The 18,343-nt window shown below is 63.7% G+C and carries 14 protein-coding genes and 1 tRNA gene; 5 read left to right on the plus strand and 10 right to left on the minus strand.

Features of this window, described 5'->3' with window-relative positions; all coding sequences use genetic code 11:
• Positions 1-62 precede the first annotated feature (62 nt).
• Positions 63-3,350: a pilus assembly protein gene (locus ACFPPB_RS12375; RefSeq protein WP_377327599.1), complete on the plus strand. Its 3,288-nt coding sequence runs from the start codon at positions 63-65 to the stop codon at positions 3,348-3,350.
• Positions 3,351-3,847: 497 nt separating this feature from the next.
• Positions 3,848-5,848: an ATP-binding response regulator gene (locus ACFPPB_RS12380; RefSeq protein WP_377327489.1), complete on the plus strand. Its 2,001-nt coding sequence runs from the start codon at positions 3,848-3,850 to the stop codon at positions 5,846-5,848.
• A 6-nt stretch (positions 5,849-5,854) separates the two neighbouring features.
• Here the strand turns inward: ACFPPB_RS12380 and ACFPPB_RS12385 are convergent, their stop codons facing one another.
• A complete protein-coding gene (locus ACFPPB_RS12385) occupies positions 5,855-7,075 on the minus strand; it encodes a type VI secretion system protein (protein ID WP_377327491.1) in 1,221 nt (406 codons plus the stop codon).
• Positions 7,072-7,851, minus strand: a complete 780-nt coding sequence (locus ACFPPB_RS12390) for a DotU family type IV/VI secretion system protein (protein WP_377327493.1) — start codon at positions 7,849-7,851, stop codon at positions 7,072-7,074. The genes ACFPPB_RS12385 and ACFPPB_RS12390 overlap by 4 nt, the downstream gene beginning before the upstream one ends.
• A 369-nt stretch (positions 7,852-8,220) precedes the next feature.
• On the opposite strand from ACFPPB_RS12390, the gene ACFPPB_RS12395 reads away from it, so the two are divergent.
• From ACFPPB_RS12395 to ACFPPB_RS12405, 3 genes are all read left to right on the plus strand, one after another.
• Positions 8,221-8,871 (plus strand): LuxR C-terminal-related transcriptional regulator, encoded by a 651-nt coding sequence (locus ACFPPB_RS12395; protein WP_377327495.1) that lies wholly within the window; start codon positions 8,221-8,223, stop codon positions 8,869-8,871.
• A 164-nt stretch (positions 8,872-9,035) separates the two neighbouring features.
• A complete protein-coding gene (gene phnD / locus ACFPPB_RS12400; protein ID WP_377327497.1) occupies positions 9,036-10,103 on the plus strand; it encodes a phosphate/phosphite/phosphonate ABC transporter substrate-binding protein in 1,068 nt (355 codons plus the stop codon).
• Between the two features lie 530 nt (positions 10,104-10,633).
• Positions 10,634-12,082, plus strand: a complete 1,449-nt coding sequence (locus ACFPPB_RS12405; RefSeq protein ID WP_377327499.1) for a sensor histidine kinase — start codon at positions 10,634-10,636, stop codon at positions 12,080-12,082.
• A 245-nt stretch (positions 12,083-12,327) separates the two neighbouring features.
• Here ACFPPB_RS12405 and ACFPPB_RS12410 read toward each other — a convergent pair.
• From ACFPPB_RS12410 to tolR, 8 genes are all read right to left on the minus strand, one after another.
• Positions 12,328-12,403: transfer RNA gene (locus ACFPPB_RS12410), tRNA-Lys, on the minus strand.
• A 65-nt stretch (positions 12,404-12,468) separates the two neighbouring features.
• Positions 12,469-13,155: a 7-cyano-7-deazaguanine synthase QueC gene (gene queC, locus ACFPPB_RS12415; protein ID WP_377327501.1), complete on the minus strand. Its 687-nt coding sequence runs from the start codon at positions 13,153-13,155 to the stop codon at positions 12,469-12,471.
• A gap of 159 nt (positions 13,156-13,314) precedes the next feature.
• The gene (gene queE, locus ACFPPB_RS12420) at positions 13,315-14,007 is read right to left on the minus strand and encodes a 7-carboxy-7-deazaguanine synthase QueE (protein ID WP_377327503.1); all 693 of its coding nucleotides are present in this window, start codon (positions 14,005-14,007) and stop codon (positions 13,315-13,317) included.
• Between the two features lie 7 nt (positions 14,008-14,014).
• Positions 14,015-14,824, minus strand: a complete 810-nt coding sequence (ybgF, locus tag ACFPPB_RS12425) for a tol-pal system protein YbgF (RefSeq protein ID WP_377327505.1) — start codon at positions 14,822-14,824, stop codon at positions 14,015-14,017.
• A gap of 41 nt (positions 14,825-14,865) precedes the next feature.
• Positions 14,866-15,372 carry a peptidoglycan-associated lipoprotein Pal gene (gene pal, locus ACFPPB_RS12430; RefSeq protein WP_377327507.1) on the minus strand — a complete coding sequence of 169 codons (507 nt, stop codon included), beginning with the start codon at positions 15,370-15,372 and terminating at the stop codon, positions 14,866-14,868.
• A 249-nt stretch (positions 15,373-15,621) separates the two neighbouring features.
• Positions 15,622-16,938: a Tol-Pal system beta propeller repeat protein TolB gene (tolB, locus tag ACFPPB_RS12435; RefSeq protein WP_377327509.1), complete on the minus strand. Its 1,317-nt coding sequence runs from the start codon at positions 16,936-16,938 to the stop codon at positions 15,622-15,624.
• An 8-nt stretch (positions 16,939-16,946) separates the two neighbouring features.
• Positions 16,947-17,891: a cell envelope integrity protein TolA gene (gene tolA, locus ACFPPB_RS12440; protein WP_377327511.1), complete on the minus strand. Its 945-nt coding sequence runs from the start codon at positions 17,889-17,891 to the stop codon at positions 16,947-16,949.
• Positions 17,878-18,330: a protein TolR gene (gene tolR, locus ACFPPB_RS12445; protein WP_072758340.1), complete on the minus strand. Its 453-nt coding sequence runs from the start codon at positions 18,328-18,330 to the stop codon at positions 17,878-17,880. The genes tolA and tolR overlap by 14 nt, the downstream gene beginning before the upstream one ends.
• Between the last annotated feature and the right edge of the window lie 13 nt (positions 18,331-18,343).

Genomic DNA, 18,343 nt, shown 5'->3' on the forward strand with positions numbered 1-18,343 from the left:
ACCTTTGCATCCGCCCCCGCGGAGGAATCGTCATGCTACACGCGCACACCACCTTGAATCGGATGCGTATCCTCGTTCTGATCGCCGCGACGCTGGCGCTGCCGGGTGTGGCCAGTGGCGAGGATATCTCCCTGTATACCGGCACGCCGACCGGCGGCGGCAAGCCGAACGTTCTGCTCGTCCTGGACAACGCCGATGCGGGTAATGCGGCCGTCACGATACCTGCCGGCAGCAACTGTCCATCCTGGATAGCCAGCAATCCCAAGGATCTAGACTTCGAGCAATGCGCGCTGTACCAGTTGGTCAGTGCGGTTGGTACGTCGGGCAGCTCGTTGAACGGCAATCTCAACATGGGCCTGATGATGTTCGCTCCAGATAGTACAGGTGGCGGACTGTTCTTCTATCCGAATCCCACGCCGAATCCACCCGGCCCTCTTCCGCTGATGGACACCACTGGCGCTAGCAATTTTCTGAAAGCAATCGCGGGAACACCAGGCGGCGGGACCGGCACCGGTATGGCTTTCGGCAACGGCAAGAATAAGGTGGACGAATCCATGGAAGAGGCGTGGGCCTTTTACACCGCCAGCACGGGCATATCCGGAACCAAGTACGCCAAATCGATCACGGACGCGTGCCAGAAGAACTTCATCATCTATCTGGCCAATGTGACCGGCAACAATGCACCCAAAACGTCAAGCAGTGTGACGCCTGCGGAACAAACGTTGACGGCAGCCAACGGTGGAACCACCCCACCGATCATCCAGTTGAACCCCACTGGCTACCAGCAAAACTGGGGCGACGAGTGGACGCGGTTCATGTACAACGCCGATCTTTCCGGCACTGATCCTTCGGTCGCGCATAACCCCCAGAACATCATCACCTACACTATCGCCGTTTCAGATGGTTGCGAGGCAACGCAAGCCAAATGCAGTAATCACATCAACCTGATCAAGAGCATGGCCGCGAACGGTGGCGGCAAATATTTCCACGTCAATGCGGGCGATGTGGCCTCGCTGATCAGTGCGCTGAACACGATCCTGACCGAAGTGCAGGCGACCAACAGCGTGTTCGCCTCGGTGAGCTTGCCGGTCAGCGTGAATGCCCAAGGCACCTCGCTGAACCAGGTGTATGTCGGCATGTTCCGCCCGGATGCAACCGCCGCTCCGCGCTGGGCGGGCAACCTCAAGCAGTACCAGCTTGGCCTTGACTCAAGCGGCAACGTCGAACTTGACGATTCGTTGGGCAATCCGGCGATCACCAACAGCGGTACCGGCTTCATTACTCCCTACGCGCTCAGTTTCTGGACGGCGGACCGGCAGACCGGCGTCGCCGGCACCAGTACTGGTACGGGTACAGGTACCGGTACGCGCAACGGTCCGTTCACCGTCAACGCCAGTGGCTACACCAGCACCATCTTCACCAGCTGGCCACCTAACGGCTTCTGGATCAACAGTGCGAGCGGTGCCGGTGGGGCATTCGATGCCCCCGACGGCCAGATCGTCGACAAGGGTGGCGTCGCCGAGATGATACGCGCGGACTATCTTACTGATCAGTCGACACGCAAGATCTATACCTGTGACAGCGTAGGTGGCTGTCCTACCACCGGTACGCTGCCCACATTCGATACCAGCAATACGGCGCTGACGCCCACCGCCTTGGCCCTACCATCCGGTTCGACGTCAACCGATGCCAGCAACCTGATCAACTGGGTCCGCGGCACGGACAACAATACAGGCACGGGCGCCGAGACCCAGAAGGGACCCGGTACCCCGGTCACCGTGCGCCCGTCCATCCACGGCGACGTGCTGCACTCACGACCGGCGGTCGTCAATTACGGCGGTTCCACCGGCATCGTGGTGTTCTACGGTTCCAACGACGGACTCTTCCGCGCCGTCAACGGCAACAAGGATGCCACCGCCCCCGGTGTCATCACGATGTCCAGCGGGCGCCTGGTGCGTCCCGGCGGCGAGCTGTGGTCGTTCATCGCCCCGGACTTTTTCAGCAAATTCCAGCGCCTGCGCAACAACACCCCAGGGCTCACGCTGGATTACCCCGCTACCAGCAGCGGCAAGGATTACTTCTTCGACGGCACCACCACGGTCTACCAGGATTTGCGTGTCGCCGGCAGCCCGAAAACCTACATCTACCTCACCGCGCGTCGTGGCGGCCGCGTGATCTATGCGTTCGACGTGAGCGATCCAACCAAGCCACCGATATTCATGTGGACAAGAACAAACGTCGACATCCCCGAACTCGGCCAGACCTGGTCGCAACCCAAGCTGGCCCTGGTCAAGGGCCACACGGACACCACTGGCAATCCCATTCCCGTGGTCATCATGGGTGGTGGCTATGACCCCGCCGAGGATACCGACCCAGTAGCCGTTGCCGATACCATGGGGCGCGCGATCGTGGTGCTGGACGCCATCAACGGCAACACGGTATGGACCGCCTGCCCGTCCGGCTGCACGAGGACGGTTGCCGGAATGACCTACGCCATCCCCGCCGACATCACCTTGCTGGATCGCAATGGCGACGGTTATACCGACCGCCTTTACACCGCTGATCTGGGCGGCAATATCTGGCGTGCCGACATCGACGACACCAACCCGGCCAACTGGACGGTGACCAAGATCGCCAGCCTCAGCGGCGGCACCAGTACCAGTGCCCGCAAGTTCTTCTATCCGCCCGACGTCACCCCGACGGCCAGTTTCGACTCGGTTGTGGCCGCCAGTGGCGACCGCGAGCACCCGCTGTTGGCAAATGCGTCGTCCACCGTGATCAACCGTTTCTACATGCTGAAAGACACCAACACCGGCACCAGCGTGGCCAGCAACTGGACCACGATCACCGAAACCATGCTGACCGACGAAACCGGCGCCGCCGCGGGAACGACAACGCCGTATTCCTCCACCAGCACCACGTCCGGGTTCTATGTCACCTTAGGCACACCCGGTGACGGCGAAAAGGCCGTGAATGCGCCATTGACCGTGGCGGGCTATACCTACTTCGGCACTAATACACCGTTTAATCCCACGGCGAATCCCGACATGTGCTACCCGAATCTGGGTCTCGCACGCGGATACGCGATCAACTTCCTGACCGGCACTGGCCTGAACAGCAAGGGCTACATCACCTTCGACGGTGGTGGCCTGCCACCCTCGCCGGTATTCGGCCTGGTCGAAATCAACCCCGGCTCCGGCGTGTACACCCCAGTCCTCATCGGCGGCGGCAACCAGACCGGATCAGCGGTCGGCGGCAACAACACCTCGGCGCTGGGAGCCAACAAAGTCGTCCCACCCAACACCGGCAAGCGCAAGCGCACCTACTGGTTCACCGAAGGCCTGAAGTAGGCATCAACCAGGCCCCGGCAGGCGCGGCCATCGAGCCGCGCCTGCAACACGGCCAACACGGATCATTCGCGATGGCCGTTGCTTCGTCTACAGCCGGTTAGGGATGGTCTGAATAAGTCCACTGCGGTCTGGAGAAGGGTGCCCCTTGTGGGAGCGACTTCAGTCGCGATCGCAAAGCAGCGCGCTGCGCCGCCTGACTGTGCATCGAGCCGCTGCAACGCCGGGATGCTGCAGGCCGCTGCCGCGGCCATCGCGACTGAAGTTGCTCCCACGATGCAGGCCACGGCCGGTGTGTACCTTTCTCCGGAACGCAGGGACGTCGTTCCTTGGGGTGGTCTGAACAAGTCCGAATTTTCCAGCGCTTGTCACCGCAAATCATCAAGGTAAAAGACTTCTGATTTTCGCGTCTGGACTAGTTCAGAGCATCCTTAGAGGGATATTCGAAGCCGCAATGGAATCCGCCGTCGGCCATATGGCTGATCGCCGACCCGAATACCATGCGTGCGGGCTCCCGTTCGCTGCTTTTCGCGCTAGGCTCACGCTGGCGGCACGCGGGGTTGCCGCAGGGGCACAAAGCAGTGATGGACGGCAGGACACGCAGCTTCCCGGTACGCCTGTGGCGACGCGCGTCGCTGATGCAGCGGCTGGGCTTCATCGCGTTGGCGCCCACGCTGATCACGGCCATGTTGCTGGTCACCATCCTCACCCGCCACCAGCTGGCGACCCTGCGTGTGATGGCTCGCTCCAACGCGGACGCCATCGCAACCCAGGCCGCATCGATCTCCACCGATCCCCTGCGCAACCTGCAGCGTCGCGAACTGGTACGCATCGCCCAGTCGACGGGCGGATTGCCGCACGTGGTGCATGTGCAGATTCGTGCGGTCGATGGCGAGATCCTGGCCGACGATCGCGAAGCCGGCAAGGCGCAGACGCAGGACAACCTCACCGTGGTGCGCGACGTGGTCGACCGCGATCAGCCGCAGCGGCCGACGCTGGGTTCGGTGCTGGTGGAATTGAACCTGAGCGAGGCTATTGCGGCGCAGCGCTCCAGCCTGCGCATCGCGATCATCACGCTCGTCGCCAGCCTGCTCGTCGCAGCGGTGATCGGCTGGCAGGCGGCACACTGGATTGGCTCACCTCTGCGGCACCTCGCCCGTGCTGTGCATCAACTCGGCCGCAACGAACGTCAGGTCGAGGTGGAGATCACCGACCAGACCGAGATCGGTGAATTGCAACGCGGTTTCAACGCGGCCGCCGCCGCGCTGTTCGACATGCATCGAAGCATGGAGCAGGAGATCGAGCAAGCCACGCTCGAACTGGCCCACAAGAATGCCGCGCTGGAGGCCGCCAGCGTAGCCAAGGCTCGCTTTCTGGCCGCTGCTTCTCACGACTTGCGGCAACCGCTGTACGCATTGACCCTGTTTTCCTCTGCCCTGGCGGTGGACGAATACGATCCGGTGCGGCTGGATCGGATCGCACACATTCAGGAATGCGTGCAGGCGCTCGATCATCTGTTCAGTGAACTGCTCGACCTGTCGCGGCTGGAAACCGGCGCCATGCAGGTCGAGATCAGCGAGTTCCCGCTCGATCAGGTCTTCGACGAAGTCAGCCGGAACTTCCGCATGATCGCGGAACAGCACAATCTTCGGCTCATCGTGCGAACCACCCGCCAGTGGGTGCGCTGCGACTGCAGCATGCTCGCGCGCATACTCAACAATCTGGTCAGCAACGCCTTGCGCTATACCAAGGAAGGTGGCGTGCTGGTCGGGGCGCGCCGCGGGCCGGCCGGTACCTTGCGAGTCGACGTATGGGACACGGGCGTAGGCATCGACACCGAACACCAGCTGCGCATCTTTGACGAATTCTATCGGGTCGAACCTCATGGCGGGCACGACTACGATGACGGCCAGCGCCGTGGGCTAGGCCTGGGCCTGGCCACAGTGCAGCGACTGACCGACCTGCTCGATATCCGGATGCAGCTCAAATCGCGCCCACGCCGCGGCAGTGTGTTCAGCTTCCTGCTGCCGAAAGTGCCGCCGCAGCACGTCCCCGACTGCAGAATCGAAGATCCGCCACTGGATGTTTCCGGCATGCGCGTGCTGGTGATCGACGACGAGCCGGCGATCCTGTCCGGCATCCGCTACCTGCTCAGGAGCTGGGGCTGCGAAGTGGTCGTCGCCGAAGACCGTGCACAGGCCCTGGAAGCCGCCAGTGAATGGATACTGCCGCCGGACATCGTGATCTCCGACCTGCGCCTGCGCGAAGGCGAGAGCGGACTGGACGTGCTGGCTGCGCTCGATCACCACTACTACAACGACAAGGAGGAGAACAACGGCGAACAACCCTTCGCACGTCTTTTGATCACCGGCGAGACACGCAGCGACCGCCTGCGCGAAATCATGGCCGCGAAGATCACCGTGCTGTACAAGCCGGTTTCGCCGGAGCAACTGCGCGAAGCCATGATGGCCGTCTGGACATCCGCACGCAGCGCGGTCTGAAGCGGTTCACGGCGACGTCGCGCCCGCCCGTCCCGTACGGCCCTTGAAGTTCGGCGTGGCGAGTGGCTGGTCGGCCGGCAGGAAGCGGGTGAACAGATCGGTGACGAATAGGCCGGCCGGTGTGTCCGGTGCCGCCCCGCCGGTAAAGTACAGGCCACGCCAGCGCGGCGAGTGCCGGAACGAATGGTCTTCCAGCAGCAGACCGACGAAACGGCGCAGGCCGTCCTGCAGCCGACTGATCGATTGCACGAACTCGAACACGCCGTGCCTGTCCTTCACTTCGTGCTGAGCAGCGAGTAGGGTGAGCCGCAACGCATGCAGGCGCTCGGCTACCGGCGCGAACAAGCCGTCGAACTGGGCGCTGGTATCCGCATGCACCGCTTCGTTTTCCGGCAGCCGCCAGCCCATCGCCTGGGCGAATACCTCGGCCGGCACGGCAGCCCGGAATGCCGCATAGCCGGGCAAGGTCTCCAGCCCGGTCACGATTACATACACCGGCAGTCGGACCTCCAAATGCTCCATGGCTTCGTCGACCAGCCGGCGCAGCCGCATGCCGGCATCTTTCAACGCGCCTGCGTCGCCGAGCAGGCCGCGGGCGCCGACGCAGACGACGATGCCATTGAGCGGCAGCCGATCGCGTTCGCTGGCCAGCCGCATCAGCGCTTGATACCAAAGGCCGCGTTCGCTGCGGACCAAGGCATCGCAGACGATGCGTGGACTGGTCTCGATCGCGATCAGCGACTTGAAGAACCACCAGCGCCAGACAACTCCCCCTTCGCCGCCCGCTGGCGCGGGAAACGGCGACATGGCACTCGCCGCCTGCAACAGGCCATGCACGTTGGCATCGGCGTCGCCGATGAACAGCATCCACGGTACGCGATACAACGGATCGCGACCGCCTGCCCCACCAAGATCAACAAGCCCGGGCGAACGCAGGATCGCGCGTTTGGCCTTCTGGATGGCCATACTCATCTGCGCAAGCGGCGCGCGTTCGTCATCCGGGTCACCGGGGCCGAGATCGCCGATGCGCCGACGCGCTCGGCCGGCAAGCGAAAACTTGCGCGCGCCCCTGGCGAACCACCACAACACCGCCAGCGCCCCAAGGCACAGGCCCAGCAGTTGCCAGAATCGCGTTGGGATGCCCAGGATCAACGCCGACAATGCGATGGCACCAGGCACGAACAGCGCTGGCCGAATCCAGGTTTTCTGCACGAGGCTCATTGTCATGGTCCTCGCCGCGTCGGCACGGTCCGGATGGCCATGAAATCGCCCTCTCCGCGGACCTCGCCGGTGAGATCGGCGCGGCCGTAGCCGGCGATTTCCTGGTCCACCAGTTGTTGCGTCGTGAATCCCGCCGCATGCGCGGCCGCAAGGTAGAACCACGCCAGGTACGCAAGCGGAATCAGCAACGCGACCACTGCTCCGGCCTTCAACAACAACGCGTCCCACTGCCTGGGATAGCGCGGCCCGGAGGGGTCCCTCATCCGGTAGGGCTGCGGCGTGATCTGTTCCTCGCGCAGCATAAGCAACGGCACCGGCGCTATCGGCAGCTGACGGCTGTTCAGCTCCTTGATCCTGCCCAGTTCGCCCTGGTCGCCCACCTCGAAGTAATACTGCCTGACGAAGCCCAGCAGCAAGGCGTGGTAGTACACCTCGCGGACCTCCTCTTCGCCGTTCTTGAGGTGGGACAGGTGCTCGAAGAACTCGTCGCCGGCACTGCCGGTATTGAACAATGACACCTGCAGCGGACTGACCTGATTCCGCCAGGATGGGTTGTGCGTGATCGTCTCGTCGAACCAGGCAACCACCGCGAACGCCGCCGACTCCACCTCCGCGGCCGGCTTGCCGGCGGCCAGTGCGCTGCAGCGAGCGTGTTCGATCAGTCTGCGCGCGAACGCGTGGATCTCGCCGATGCCGCCTGGCGCGGCACCATCGGCGATCTGCTCGTCGATCGCCAGACCGTAGGAGAACAGCGGGGTGAAGAATTCCAGGAGTTTGCTCATGGCTTCCTCGCCGCTCGCGTTCTCGCCGGGTGGCCGCCCGCAGGCGCCTGACCCGCCGACAGGCCAGACCGCGCGGCACTGGCTGACGGCAGCCGGGCAGCGACCCGGAGCAGCGGCCAAGCTGGCATCGCGCGGGCGGGCCGTACCAGCCTTGCCGGCGCTGCCGCCGCCCCGCCGCGAGTTGCCATGGCTGTTTTCCCGTCGCGATCATCGGCCATTCTTGCGACACGTCGCCACAACGGCCATATCGCGGAGAGCCTAGGCCGTTCGGGCTGGCACGCATGTGTTGCTGCCAGTGCTCACTGCGGCTATGTTGCCCAGGGGGCAGACAGGCTCGGGCGGGATGCCGCGATGCCACGGGGAACGGATATGCGGATTTTGATCGCGGATGACCATCGGCTGATCGTCGAGGGCGTCAAACTCAAGCTCGCCGAACTCGACCCGGCCACCGAGTTCACGGTGGCGATGGACGTGGAGGAACTGCGCTGCGCGATCCGGCAAGGTCCCGCTCCCACGCTGGCGCTGATCGATCTGACCATGCCGGGCAGCCATGGCTACGAGCACCTGATCGAAACGATCGACAGCCTGCCCGGAGTGCCGGTCATCGTGATTTCCGGTTCGGAAGATCCAGCCTTGATGAGGCAGCTGCTCGCCCTGGGCGTGCAGGGTTTCATCCCCAAGGCTTATTCGCCCGACGTGATGCTGTCCGCCGTGCGACTGGTGCTGTCCGGCGGCGTATATGTGCCGCCCATGCTGTTGCTGGAAGGCGGAGCCGCCGCTGCGACCATCCGTGCACAACCAGCCGCCAGTCTCGAGGAGCGCTTGCGCAAGCTGCTGACCGAGCGGCAGATCGACGTGCTGCGGTCGCTCTCGCAAGGCAAACCCAACAAGGTGATCGCCCGCGACCTGGGCATCAGCGAAGGCACCGTGAAGATCCATCTGGCGGCGATCTTTCGGGCACTCAACGTGCGCAACCGGGTCGAGGCTGTGGTTGCCTCGCGGAGCATCAGCGGGCTCTGAGAGCCTGCTTGAGGGTTCTCGCTCGCTAGCCGTGACGCTTGCCCTGCCGGCCGCGCCTGTCATCGCGCCATAACACAACACGCGCCGGCCGGCGGTAGACTGCCTTACCGTACGAGTCACCTTACGCACAGGATGCGCGCCTTGCAGATCAAGGGTTTGGGCACGTGCATCGAACTCGCAACTCATGCAGGACATCGCAACAGGCAAGGCGGCATGCGCTCTGCCGCATTGCGCTGCTGTTCGTGCTGGTCGCGCCGGGAGAACTGGCCGCCCAGCCAGGCACCGGCGTGTCACAGGCGCCGCTGACGTTCGGAATACTGCCGATCGGCGGCGCTTCCGAATCGCTGGACGCGTGGCGGCCGACACTGGAAGACATGAGCCGCGCATTGCTGCGCCCGGTCCGCAGTATCTCCGTGAGCACTTACGAGGGGTTGGCCGACGCGATCGCGGAAGAGCGCGTGGACATCGCCTTCGTCTCCGGACGGCTGGCACTGCATGCAGTAGGCGAACACCGCATGCAGGTGATTGCCCAGCTCACCCGCGACGACGGCTCGCACGGTTACTACGCCGTGCTGCTGGTGTCGAAGAACTCGCCCATCCACTCGCTGGACGATATCTACAGCAAGCCGAACCACTGGCGTTATGCACGCGGCGAATCGCTGTCGATGTCTGGCTACCTGGTGCCGGAGACGCAGCTTTTTGCCAGCCACAAACTCGATTCGGACACGTTCTTCGCCAACGTCGTGGTGGGCAACCACCAGAACAACGCACTGGCCGTCGCCAACAACGAAGTGGACGTGGCCACCAACAACACCGCCGACCTCGAACGCTTCGCCCAGCACTTCCCGGAGCAGTACGCGCGCCTGCGCGTGTTGTGGAAATCGGATCTGATCCCGCATGCGGTGATCATCGTGCGCGACGACTTGTCGCCGCAGCTGCGCGCGGCGATCACCGACTTCATCACGCATTACGCCAAGAGGGGGCGCAGTGCCCCGGCGGAACTCGCCAATCTCAAGCTGATCCACGACATCAGCGGTTTTGCCCCGGCCAGCAATGCCGCCCTGATACCGTTCGCCGACATCGACTACACGCTGGAGCGCCGGCGCGCGCTCAGCGCGCAATGGGTGAGCGATGCAGCCATGCAGGCACGCCTGCAGAAAATCGAGAACAGCCATCGCGCGCTGGTGAGGCGTCTCAACACCTACTCGGCGGCGAATTCGAACAGCCCCTGAAAACCCGCCGCCTACGTGCCCCACAGGCTTTTTCCATCTCTGCCACGGCACGTCCGGCGTGCACACGGGCAAATCATGCCCGGCCTCCTCAGGCATGGCAGCGCGCCTTGGCGTCATGCCTGACGTCACCGCTCCCGGCCTGCCCTTGTCGCGCCAGGCCTGCTGCACCAGCCGGAACTCACGACTGCACCGGACCGAATTTGCCGGCCACGCTCCAGCATGCCGGTCGCGGCAAAAGCGGATGTTCGATACCGACAGCCTGTACGACGCACCACGCCTTCCCGATATGCAATTCGCTCTATGTCGCATGTTGCCTCGTCGCTTCTCGCTATGTCGAAGTGCTTATCGAAGCGCTGACCGGATCAATCTAGAGTGTGATCACCGTAGCCATGGAAGGCAGTTCACCTCACCGAACCGGACCTGTCCCGACAGCTTCCCATGATGCCGATAAAGATCGCCATTCCCTTGCCGCCATCGCCACGGCGCGTACGCATGCGCTTGCCGCGCAGGGCAGCGGACCCAGGCTGACCATGCCGCGCCATTCCACTGCCCTGCTGTATCGCCTGCTCGCCGTCGGTGTATGGCCTTGCGCGTTCGCCGCACTGGTACTGACCGGCCTGCTCACCGCGCAACGGCTGCGCACCGTGGACGACACCGCTCACCTGCAGATTGCCGTGCAGCTCGAACGCCTTGCCGGCGCGCTGGAACATGCCACCGCGTCGGGCACGCAGGCATTGCTCGACGGGGCCTTGCACGGCAATCGCGACGAGCCGTTGCAGCGCATCGATCTGGAAGAATCCGACGGTCGCCGGCTGTCCAGCGGCGTGGCGGCAGACACCTCGTTCGAGCGCTACCGCCGGGACCTGTCGAGCGGACCAGGGCAGCATCGCGTCCTCACCGTTCGCGTCGATCCCGCACGCCGCCTGCGGACGCGGCGGCTTATTCTGCTGTATGGCATGTTGAGCGCCGTCGGTATCGGGGTGCTGGTGGCGCTGGCGACACTGACCTTGCGTTATCGCGTATCGACGCCACTGCGGGAATTGCAGCGTTCGCTCGACGCCTTGCTCGAAGGCGGCGATGAAGAGGTGAGCATGGACGCGAATCAACCGCATCGCGAATTCGCGCGATTGCGTGCGACTACCGTCGCACTGGCCGGACGGCTGGCGGCGCATCGTGCCGATTGCGCATCGATCCAGCACACCATGGCGGTCGATGCACTGGATCAGTCGCGCCAAAGCCAAGCCGCGGAGCGAGGAAAGTCGCAATTCATGGCGCTGGTCGGCCATCACTTCCGCCAGCCGGTGCAGGCGTTGCGGTTGATCGCGGCGGGCCTACATCCCGGCGTCGATTCCGAGCAAAACGGCTTGCTGGCACAGATGCGATCGAGCGTGGCGACGATGACCCGACTGCTGGATGCCTTGCTCGAAATCTCGCGACTGGATGCCGGCGTCGTCGCCTCGACGTCTGCTTCATTCAGCGTGGGAGGTCTGTTTGTGCGTAGCCGCGCGGCGCTGGCCGAAGATGCGCGCCAGCACGGTGTGCACCTGGCGTGGCACCCGGGCCATTGGTGTGTGCATGGCGACGCCGAACTCACCCGTGATTTGCTGCAGCAGCTGATTGCCAATGCCATTGCGCACACCGGTTCGCCCGGGCGCGTGCTGATCGCGGCGCGACGTCGAGCCGGAGGGGTAGGAATCGAAGTGCGCGACAACGGGCCGGGCATCCCGACGATCCATCAGCAACGCATTTTCGAGGAATTCGTGCAGCTGCATGACGATAGCGAACGCCATGAAGGTTATGGACTGGGACTGGCCATCGCCGCGCGGCTGGCCAAGTTGCTGGGTACGCAGATCGGGCTGTGCTCCCGACCGGGGCACGGCAGCACATTCTGGTTCGAGTTGCCGCGTGCGGTCATGCACGACAGTGACAGCCGGACGGATACCCCGGCCACATCATCGGCGATGCACCCCGTCAGCTGATCCCGACGGCAGATCGCCAATCGCACGTCGTCCACGAAAGGGCTGCGTTTTGGTGCCAAGGCGATTGCGAAACGACCGCTTTCGCCGAAGTCGCGCCGGTATTGCCGCGAAGGATCCAGACATGGCCGCAGCGAGCAGAGCACGCGCCTGCTGAAACGCCGCACCGCGCTCAGCCAGATCGCATGCCGCCTTTCCCGACAATGCGTGAAGAACCAAAAAAAGCGCCCGGTGGGCGCTCTGGAAACTGGTGGGTCGTCCGGGATTCGAACCCGGGACCAATAGATTAAAAGTCTACTGCTCTACCAACTGAGCTAACGACCCATCATTGAAAAACTCAAGCGAACAATTTTACGGGCTGGGCGGCAACGGCACAAGCAACTCCGCGCTCAGGCATACCGCGTGGGATCGGGCAGACCGGCTTCGCGAAATCCTTGCGCACGCAATCGGCACGCATCGCAGTGACCGCAGGCACGGCCTGCGTCGTCTGCCTTGTAGCAGCTCACCGTGGCCGAGAAATCCACGCCAAGGCGCTGACCCTCGCGCGCAATGTCGGCCTTGCTCATGCGCATCAGCGGTGCGTGGATACGAAGGCCGGCACCTTCGACGCCGGCCTTTGTGGCCACGTTCGCCAACGTTTCGAACGCCTCGATGAAAGCGGGCCGGCAATCCGGATAGCCCGAGTAATCGACTGCATTGACGCCACACCAGATCTCGCTGGAACCAAGCACCTCGGCCCAGCCCAGCGCCAGCGACAACATGATCGTATTGCGCGCCGGAACATAGGTCACCGGTATGTCGCTGCTGTCCACGGTATCCAGCGGCACGTCGATGTCGGCGGTGAGCGCGGAGCCGCCGATGCTGCGCAGATCGATGCTCACCGTCTTGTGCTCGACCGCTCCCAGCATTTTCGAAACGCGGTCGGAGGCGGCCAGCTCTGAGTTATGACGTTGACCATAGGCCACACTCAGCGCGTGTACCTGATAGCCCTGCTCGCGAGCCAGCGCGATGGTGACAGCCGAGTCCATGCCGCCGGAGACGAGCACGACGGCTTTGCGGGGAGAATTGTGGGACATAGTTTGGATCCACGCGGTTACGGCCAGTCACCGGCCGGGAAGCGCCGCCGGCGACACAGGCCGAAGCGCATAAAGCAGGAGTGAGTGGAGAGGAGTGAGAAACGAGTAAGTGCGGGAAAGCCGACTCGTTTCTCACTCCTCTCCACTCGTTTCTTGCCCTCAATGCCCGGCTGCGTCATTCCACAGCAGCTTGTGCAACTGCATCTGAAAGCGCACCGGCAGCTTGTCGGCGATGATCCATTCGGCCAGTTCGCGCGGTTCCACCGCGCCGTGCACCGGCGAGAACAGCACCATGCAACGGCCCGCCAGTGCATGCTCGGCCAGCATCGTGCGCGCCCATTCGTAGTCGCCGCGGCTGGCGATCACGACCTTGATCTGGTCGTGCGGCAGCAGGTGTTCGAGATTCGACCACAGGTTGCGCTTGCTTTCACCCGAATCGGGTGCCTTCAAATCCATCACCTTGCGCACCCGCGGGTCGACCGCGGAGACGTCCAGCGCACCTGAGGTTTCCAGCGACACTTCGTAGCCGGCGTCGCACAGCTTCCGCAACAGGATCAGGCAGCGCTTCTGCGCCAGCGGCTCGCCGCCGGTCACGCACACGTGCCTCGCATCGTGCGAAGCCACTTCGGCCAGGATGTCGTCGATCGCGCGCCAGTCGCCGCCGTAAAACGAATACTCGGTATCGCACCACACGCAACGCAATGGGCAACCGGTAAGCCGCACGAATACCGTGCGCCAGCCGATCGCGTCGGCCTCGCCCTGGATCGAGTGGAAGATCTCGGTGATCCGCAAGCGCTCGCCGACAGCCGCAGCCGGCGTGGTGGACGCCATGGATGCATCGTCGCCGCTCATTGCCGTACTACTGCTGCAGGCGCTGCAGGCGTTCCTGGGCCAGGCTGGCTGCCTTGGAACCCGGATACTGGGTAGTCACTTTCTTCAGCGTGGCCTTGGCCGCATCGACCTGCTTGAGCTCGAGCTGGCTGTAGCCCACCTTGAGCAGCGCATCGGGCGCCTTGTCGCTCTGTGGAAACTGGCTGAGCAGCCGCTGGAACGACTCCTGTGCGACCTGATAGTTGGTGGTGACGTAGTAGGACTCGCCCAGCCAGTACCAGGCATTGGGCGCTAGCGCATGATTCGGATATTGCTGGAGAAAAGCGCGAAATTCCCGCGATGCCTCCACATAATTGCCGGCGCGAATCGCCTGGAATGCCGTGTCGTAGGCGGCCTGGGCACCGGCCGAATCGGTGGCGCCGCCAGCCGCCGGCGCGGCCTGATTATTGCCGGCAGTTGCGGGAGCTGCGGCGGTGCCTGCCGGGACAGCCGGACCGGCTGGAGCCGGACTAGCGGCCTGCGCGCCGGCCAGGCCCTGCGGACGGTTGCCTGCGGCGGCGCCTTCGATACGTCCCAGGCGGGCATCGAGATCGCCGTACTGCGCCTTGTTCTTGTCGTCGAGCGTTTGCAGCTGATGCTGCAACTCCTCGACTTTACCCTGCAGCTGTCGCACCTGTGCCTGCAAGTCCTGCATCTGGTTGACCATGCCGATACCGGACTGGTCCTTGTTCTGTGCCTGCTGTTCCAGCCGCGCGACACGATCGGCGAGGCTCAGCCGCGAGTCCTGCGCGAATGCCGGGAACGCGAACAGCATGGCGGACGCGATAGCGCCCGCCATGCTGAACCTGGCTGCAAAGCTGGTAGCCAGTCGCTTCATCATTACTGCGCCGTGTAGACGATCTCGACGCGACGGTTCTTGCTCCAGCAATCCTCGTTGTGCTCACGGCACACCGGCTTCTCTTTGCCGTAGCTGATCACTTCGAGCTGGCTGGCCGAACCACCGGCTGCCTGCAGCGCGCTGGAGACGGCATTGCCACGACGCTCGCCGAGGCCCAGGTTGTACTCGCGCGTGCCACGCTCGTCGGTATTGCCTTCGAGGCGGATGTGCGACATCGGACGATCCTGCAGGTACTTGGCGTGGCACGCCATGATCTGCTGGAATTCCGGCTTGATTTCGGTCTTGTCGAAATCGAAGTAAACGACGCGCTGACGCAGGCAGGCATCGGTATCGAGATCGGCAGGGGTGTACTTGCCGTTGGAGACAGGAGCCTGGGTCTGGGTGTTCTGCTCCATGGGCGGCTGCGGCTTGACTTCAGCCTTCTTGGAGCAAGCGGCCGCGCCTACGCAGAGCAGGGCAACCAGGGCGACGCGAACGGTCTTATTCATGGTGACGTTCCTTAAACGAGTTGAGTTCCGACGAACGATGACGATTGGGTTACGGGGCAGCTCACGCCGGTTAACCGGCTGTTATTTTGACACTTGAAAGCCCGACTGTGCGAGGTATTGCACAATCGGTCTGACTGGCCATGGCGCCGCAAAGCGTCACAGCCGGAAACCGAAACGCGCCGGGAAGGCGCTGTCCGGGCCCAGTCCCTGGGCATCGCGCTGCCGCACTTGCGTGCGGCAGCGTTGAAATCAACGTTGCCGGTACGGACCCCAAGCCGGCTCGCGCACATCGCCATCGGTAAGTACCAGGCGCTGGCGAACCAGACCATCGGCCGAGACGGCATACAGTACGCCGCGACGTCCTTCGGTAGCGGCGTACAGCAGCATGCTGGCATTTGGTGCAAAACTCGGGGATTCGTCGATCGGACCCGGCGAAAGGGGTCGCACCTGGTCACCCAGACTGCGATCCATGACGACTATACGATACACGTTCCCGTTGGCCTGCACCATCGCGATCTGCTTGCCGTCGTAGCTTACCGAAGCATTATAGTTGCTGTCGCCCTGGAAGGTGATCCGCTGGGCATCGCCGCCGCTGGCTGGAATCTGGTAGATCTGCGGTCGGCCGGAACGATCGGAAGTGAAGTAGATGCTCTGGCCGTCCGGCGCCCAGACCGGCTCGGTATCGATCGCCAGGTTGTTGGTCAGCCGGGTTTCCTTGTGGCTGGCCAGGTCGAGCACGTACAGTTCCAGATTGCCCACGTAGGACAGCGCCACGGCCAGCTTGCTGCCGTCCGGCGACCACGCCGGCGCGCCGTTGATGCCCTTTCTATGCGACTCGACCAGCTGGCGCGAACCGGTGGTGATGTCCTGCACGTAGATATTCGAGTTGCCGCTCTCGAACGAGACGTAGGCGATCTTCTTGCCGTCCGGCGACCACGCCGGCGACAGCAGCGACTCCTTGGAGCGAGCCACCACCTGCGGGTTGAAGCCGTCAGAATCGGCTACCAGCAGGGAATACGTCGTGTTGTTACCCAGGCCCACGGCAGTGATGTAGGCAATCCGGGTCCAGAACGCGCCGCGCACGCCAGTGATCTTTTGGTAGATCTGATCCGCAATCTGGTGCGCCACGCCGCGCAGATCGCCGGCCGGCACGGTGAAGGCCTGCGCCAGCAGGCTCTGCTGCTTGTTGACGTCCCACAATTCATACTCGATCCGCAGCATGCCGCCGCCGGCGTCGCTGATGCGGCCGACGGTGATGTAGTCCTGCTTGAGCAGCCGCCAGGTGGCGAACTTGATGTCCGCGCCCTTGGACGGGAACTCCACGATATCGCTCTTGGCCAGCGAGCGGAATTTGCCGGAACGATTGAAATCGTTGCGTATCACGTCGGCCACGTCGGTGGACAGCGGCGCCCCGCCCGCCTGGGCGAATGGCACTACCACGATGGGGGTTGCGGTCTTGACGCCGCCGACGATGTCGACATTCAACGACTGGGCCGCAGCGGGGCCGGCGAACAGCGCCGCCAGGGCCAGCAGGACGACGGCGAAGCTTGAGCTGAGTTTGCGCATGGGCTTGATCATTGCGGCCTGAAGGTGAAGGTGAGGTTGCGCTGGAACACGCTTTCGAAACCCTTGTACGGCAAGGTCTTGGTTCGCAGCACCGCGTTTTCGACCGAGCGCCGGCCGGCATCATCGTAGGGACAGCTGGGATCGACGGTGGCACTCATCACGTCACCACCGGGTGATTGGACGATGTGAACCTGGCACGGAACCGCGGGTATGTTATCCGGCCGCAGCCAGTTCGGCGTGACCGCATTCTGAATGGCGGCCGTGTATTCGTCGGCCAAGCTGCTGTTCTGGCTGTTGTTGCCGGTCTGGCGCTGCGCCGCGGCAGGCAGGTCGGGCAGGCCGTTATCCTGCGCGTTCTTGAGGTCTTCCATCTGCTGCTTGGCCTGTCTGGCCTTGCTGTCCAGCTTCTTGGTCTGGGCCGAGGCCGCGTCCATCTGGGCGAACAGCGCGTCGAGCTTTTTCTTCTCTTCCTCTTTCTTCTTGGCCGCCTGCGCGTCCAGCTCGGACTGACGCTGGCGATCCTTTTCTTCCTGCAGTTTCTTGGCGTCCTCGGCCTTCAGCGCGGCATCCTCGACCACGCGTTCCTGATCCACCACGTCGACATGCTCGGGCGGCGGCGGCAGCGTCTTGATCACCGGCGTGTCGGGCTGCGGCGGTGTGGGCGGCGGCACGGTCGGCGGTGGCGGCACGGTGTTTGGCACCGGCTTGGCCTTCACGGCTTTCGGCGGCGGGCTGCCGGTGGGCCCGATCAGAGTCGCTTCGATGATCGGCCCCTGCAGCTCCAGAGGTTTCGAGCAGGTGATCGGATTCATCCACGCCGGCAGGTGCAGCGCCTCGAAGGCGTTTTCGTAGCTTGAGCACGGCAGGATCGCGAGGAACAGAAACCCCACGATGCCGATGTGCAGGATGGCGGAAAGTACGACCGCCTTCGGCGTCGCCTTACTTTCGTCCATCGGACGTGCTCTTGCCTTGCTCAGGCTGCCCCATCAAGCCCACCTTGGCGACGCCGGCCTGCTGCAGGTCGGCCAGCACCTTGAACACACCGCCGTAGGCGCCGCGCTCGTCGCCGCCGACCAGCACGCTGACTTCGGGGTTCTGGCGCACGAATGCACCCACCTTGAGCTTGAGCGTGTTCTCGTCGACCAGCTCCTTCTTGGCTCCGCTCAGGGTCAGGTAGAGCTGGCCGTCCTGCAGCACCGAGACCAGCACCGGGTCCTTCTTCTGCTGCAGCGACTTGGCGTTGGCCTGCGGCAGCTGCACGTCGACGCTGGAATTCATCATCGGCGTGGTGACCATGAAGATGATCAGCAGCACCAGCATCACGTCGATGTACGGCACCACGTTGATTTCGGATTTGAGCTTGTAGCGCCGCTGGCGCCCGGAGGTTCGCATGGCTGCTGCTCCG

This window comes from Rhodanobacter terrae, from assembly GCF_042657005.1.
Taxonomy (GTDB): domain Bacteria; phylum Pseudomonadota; class Gammaproteobacteria; order Xanthomonadales; family Rhodanobacteraceae; genus Rhodanobacter; species Rhodanobacter terrae.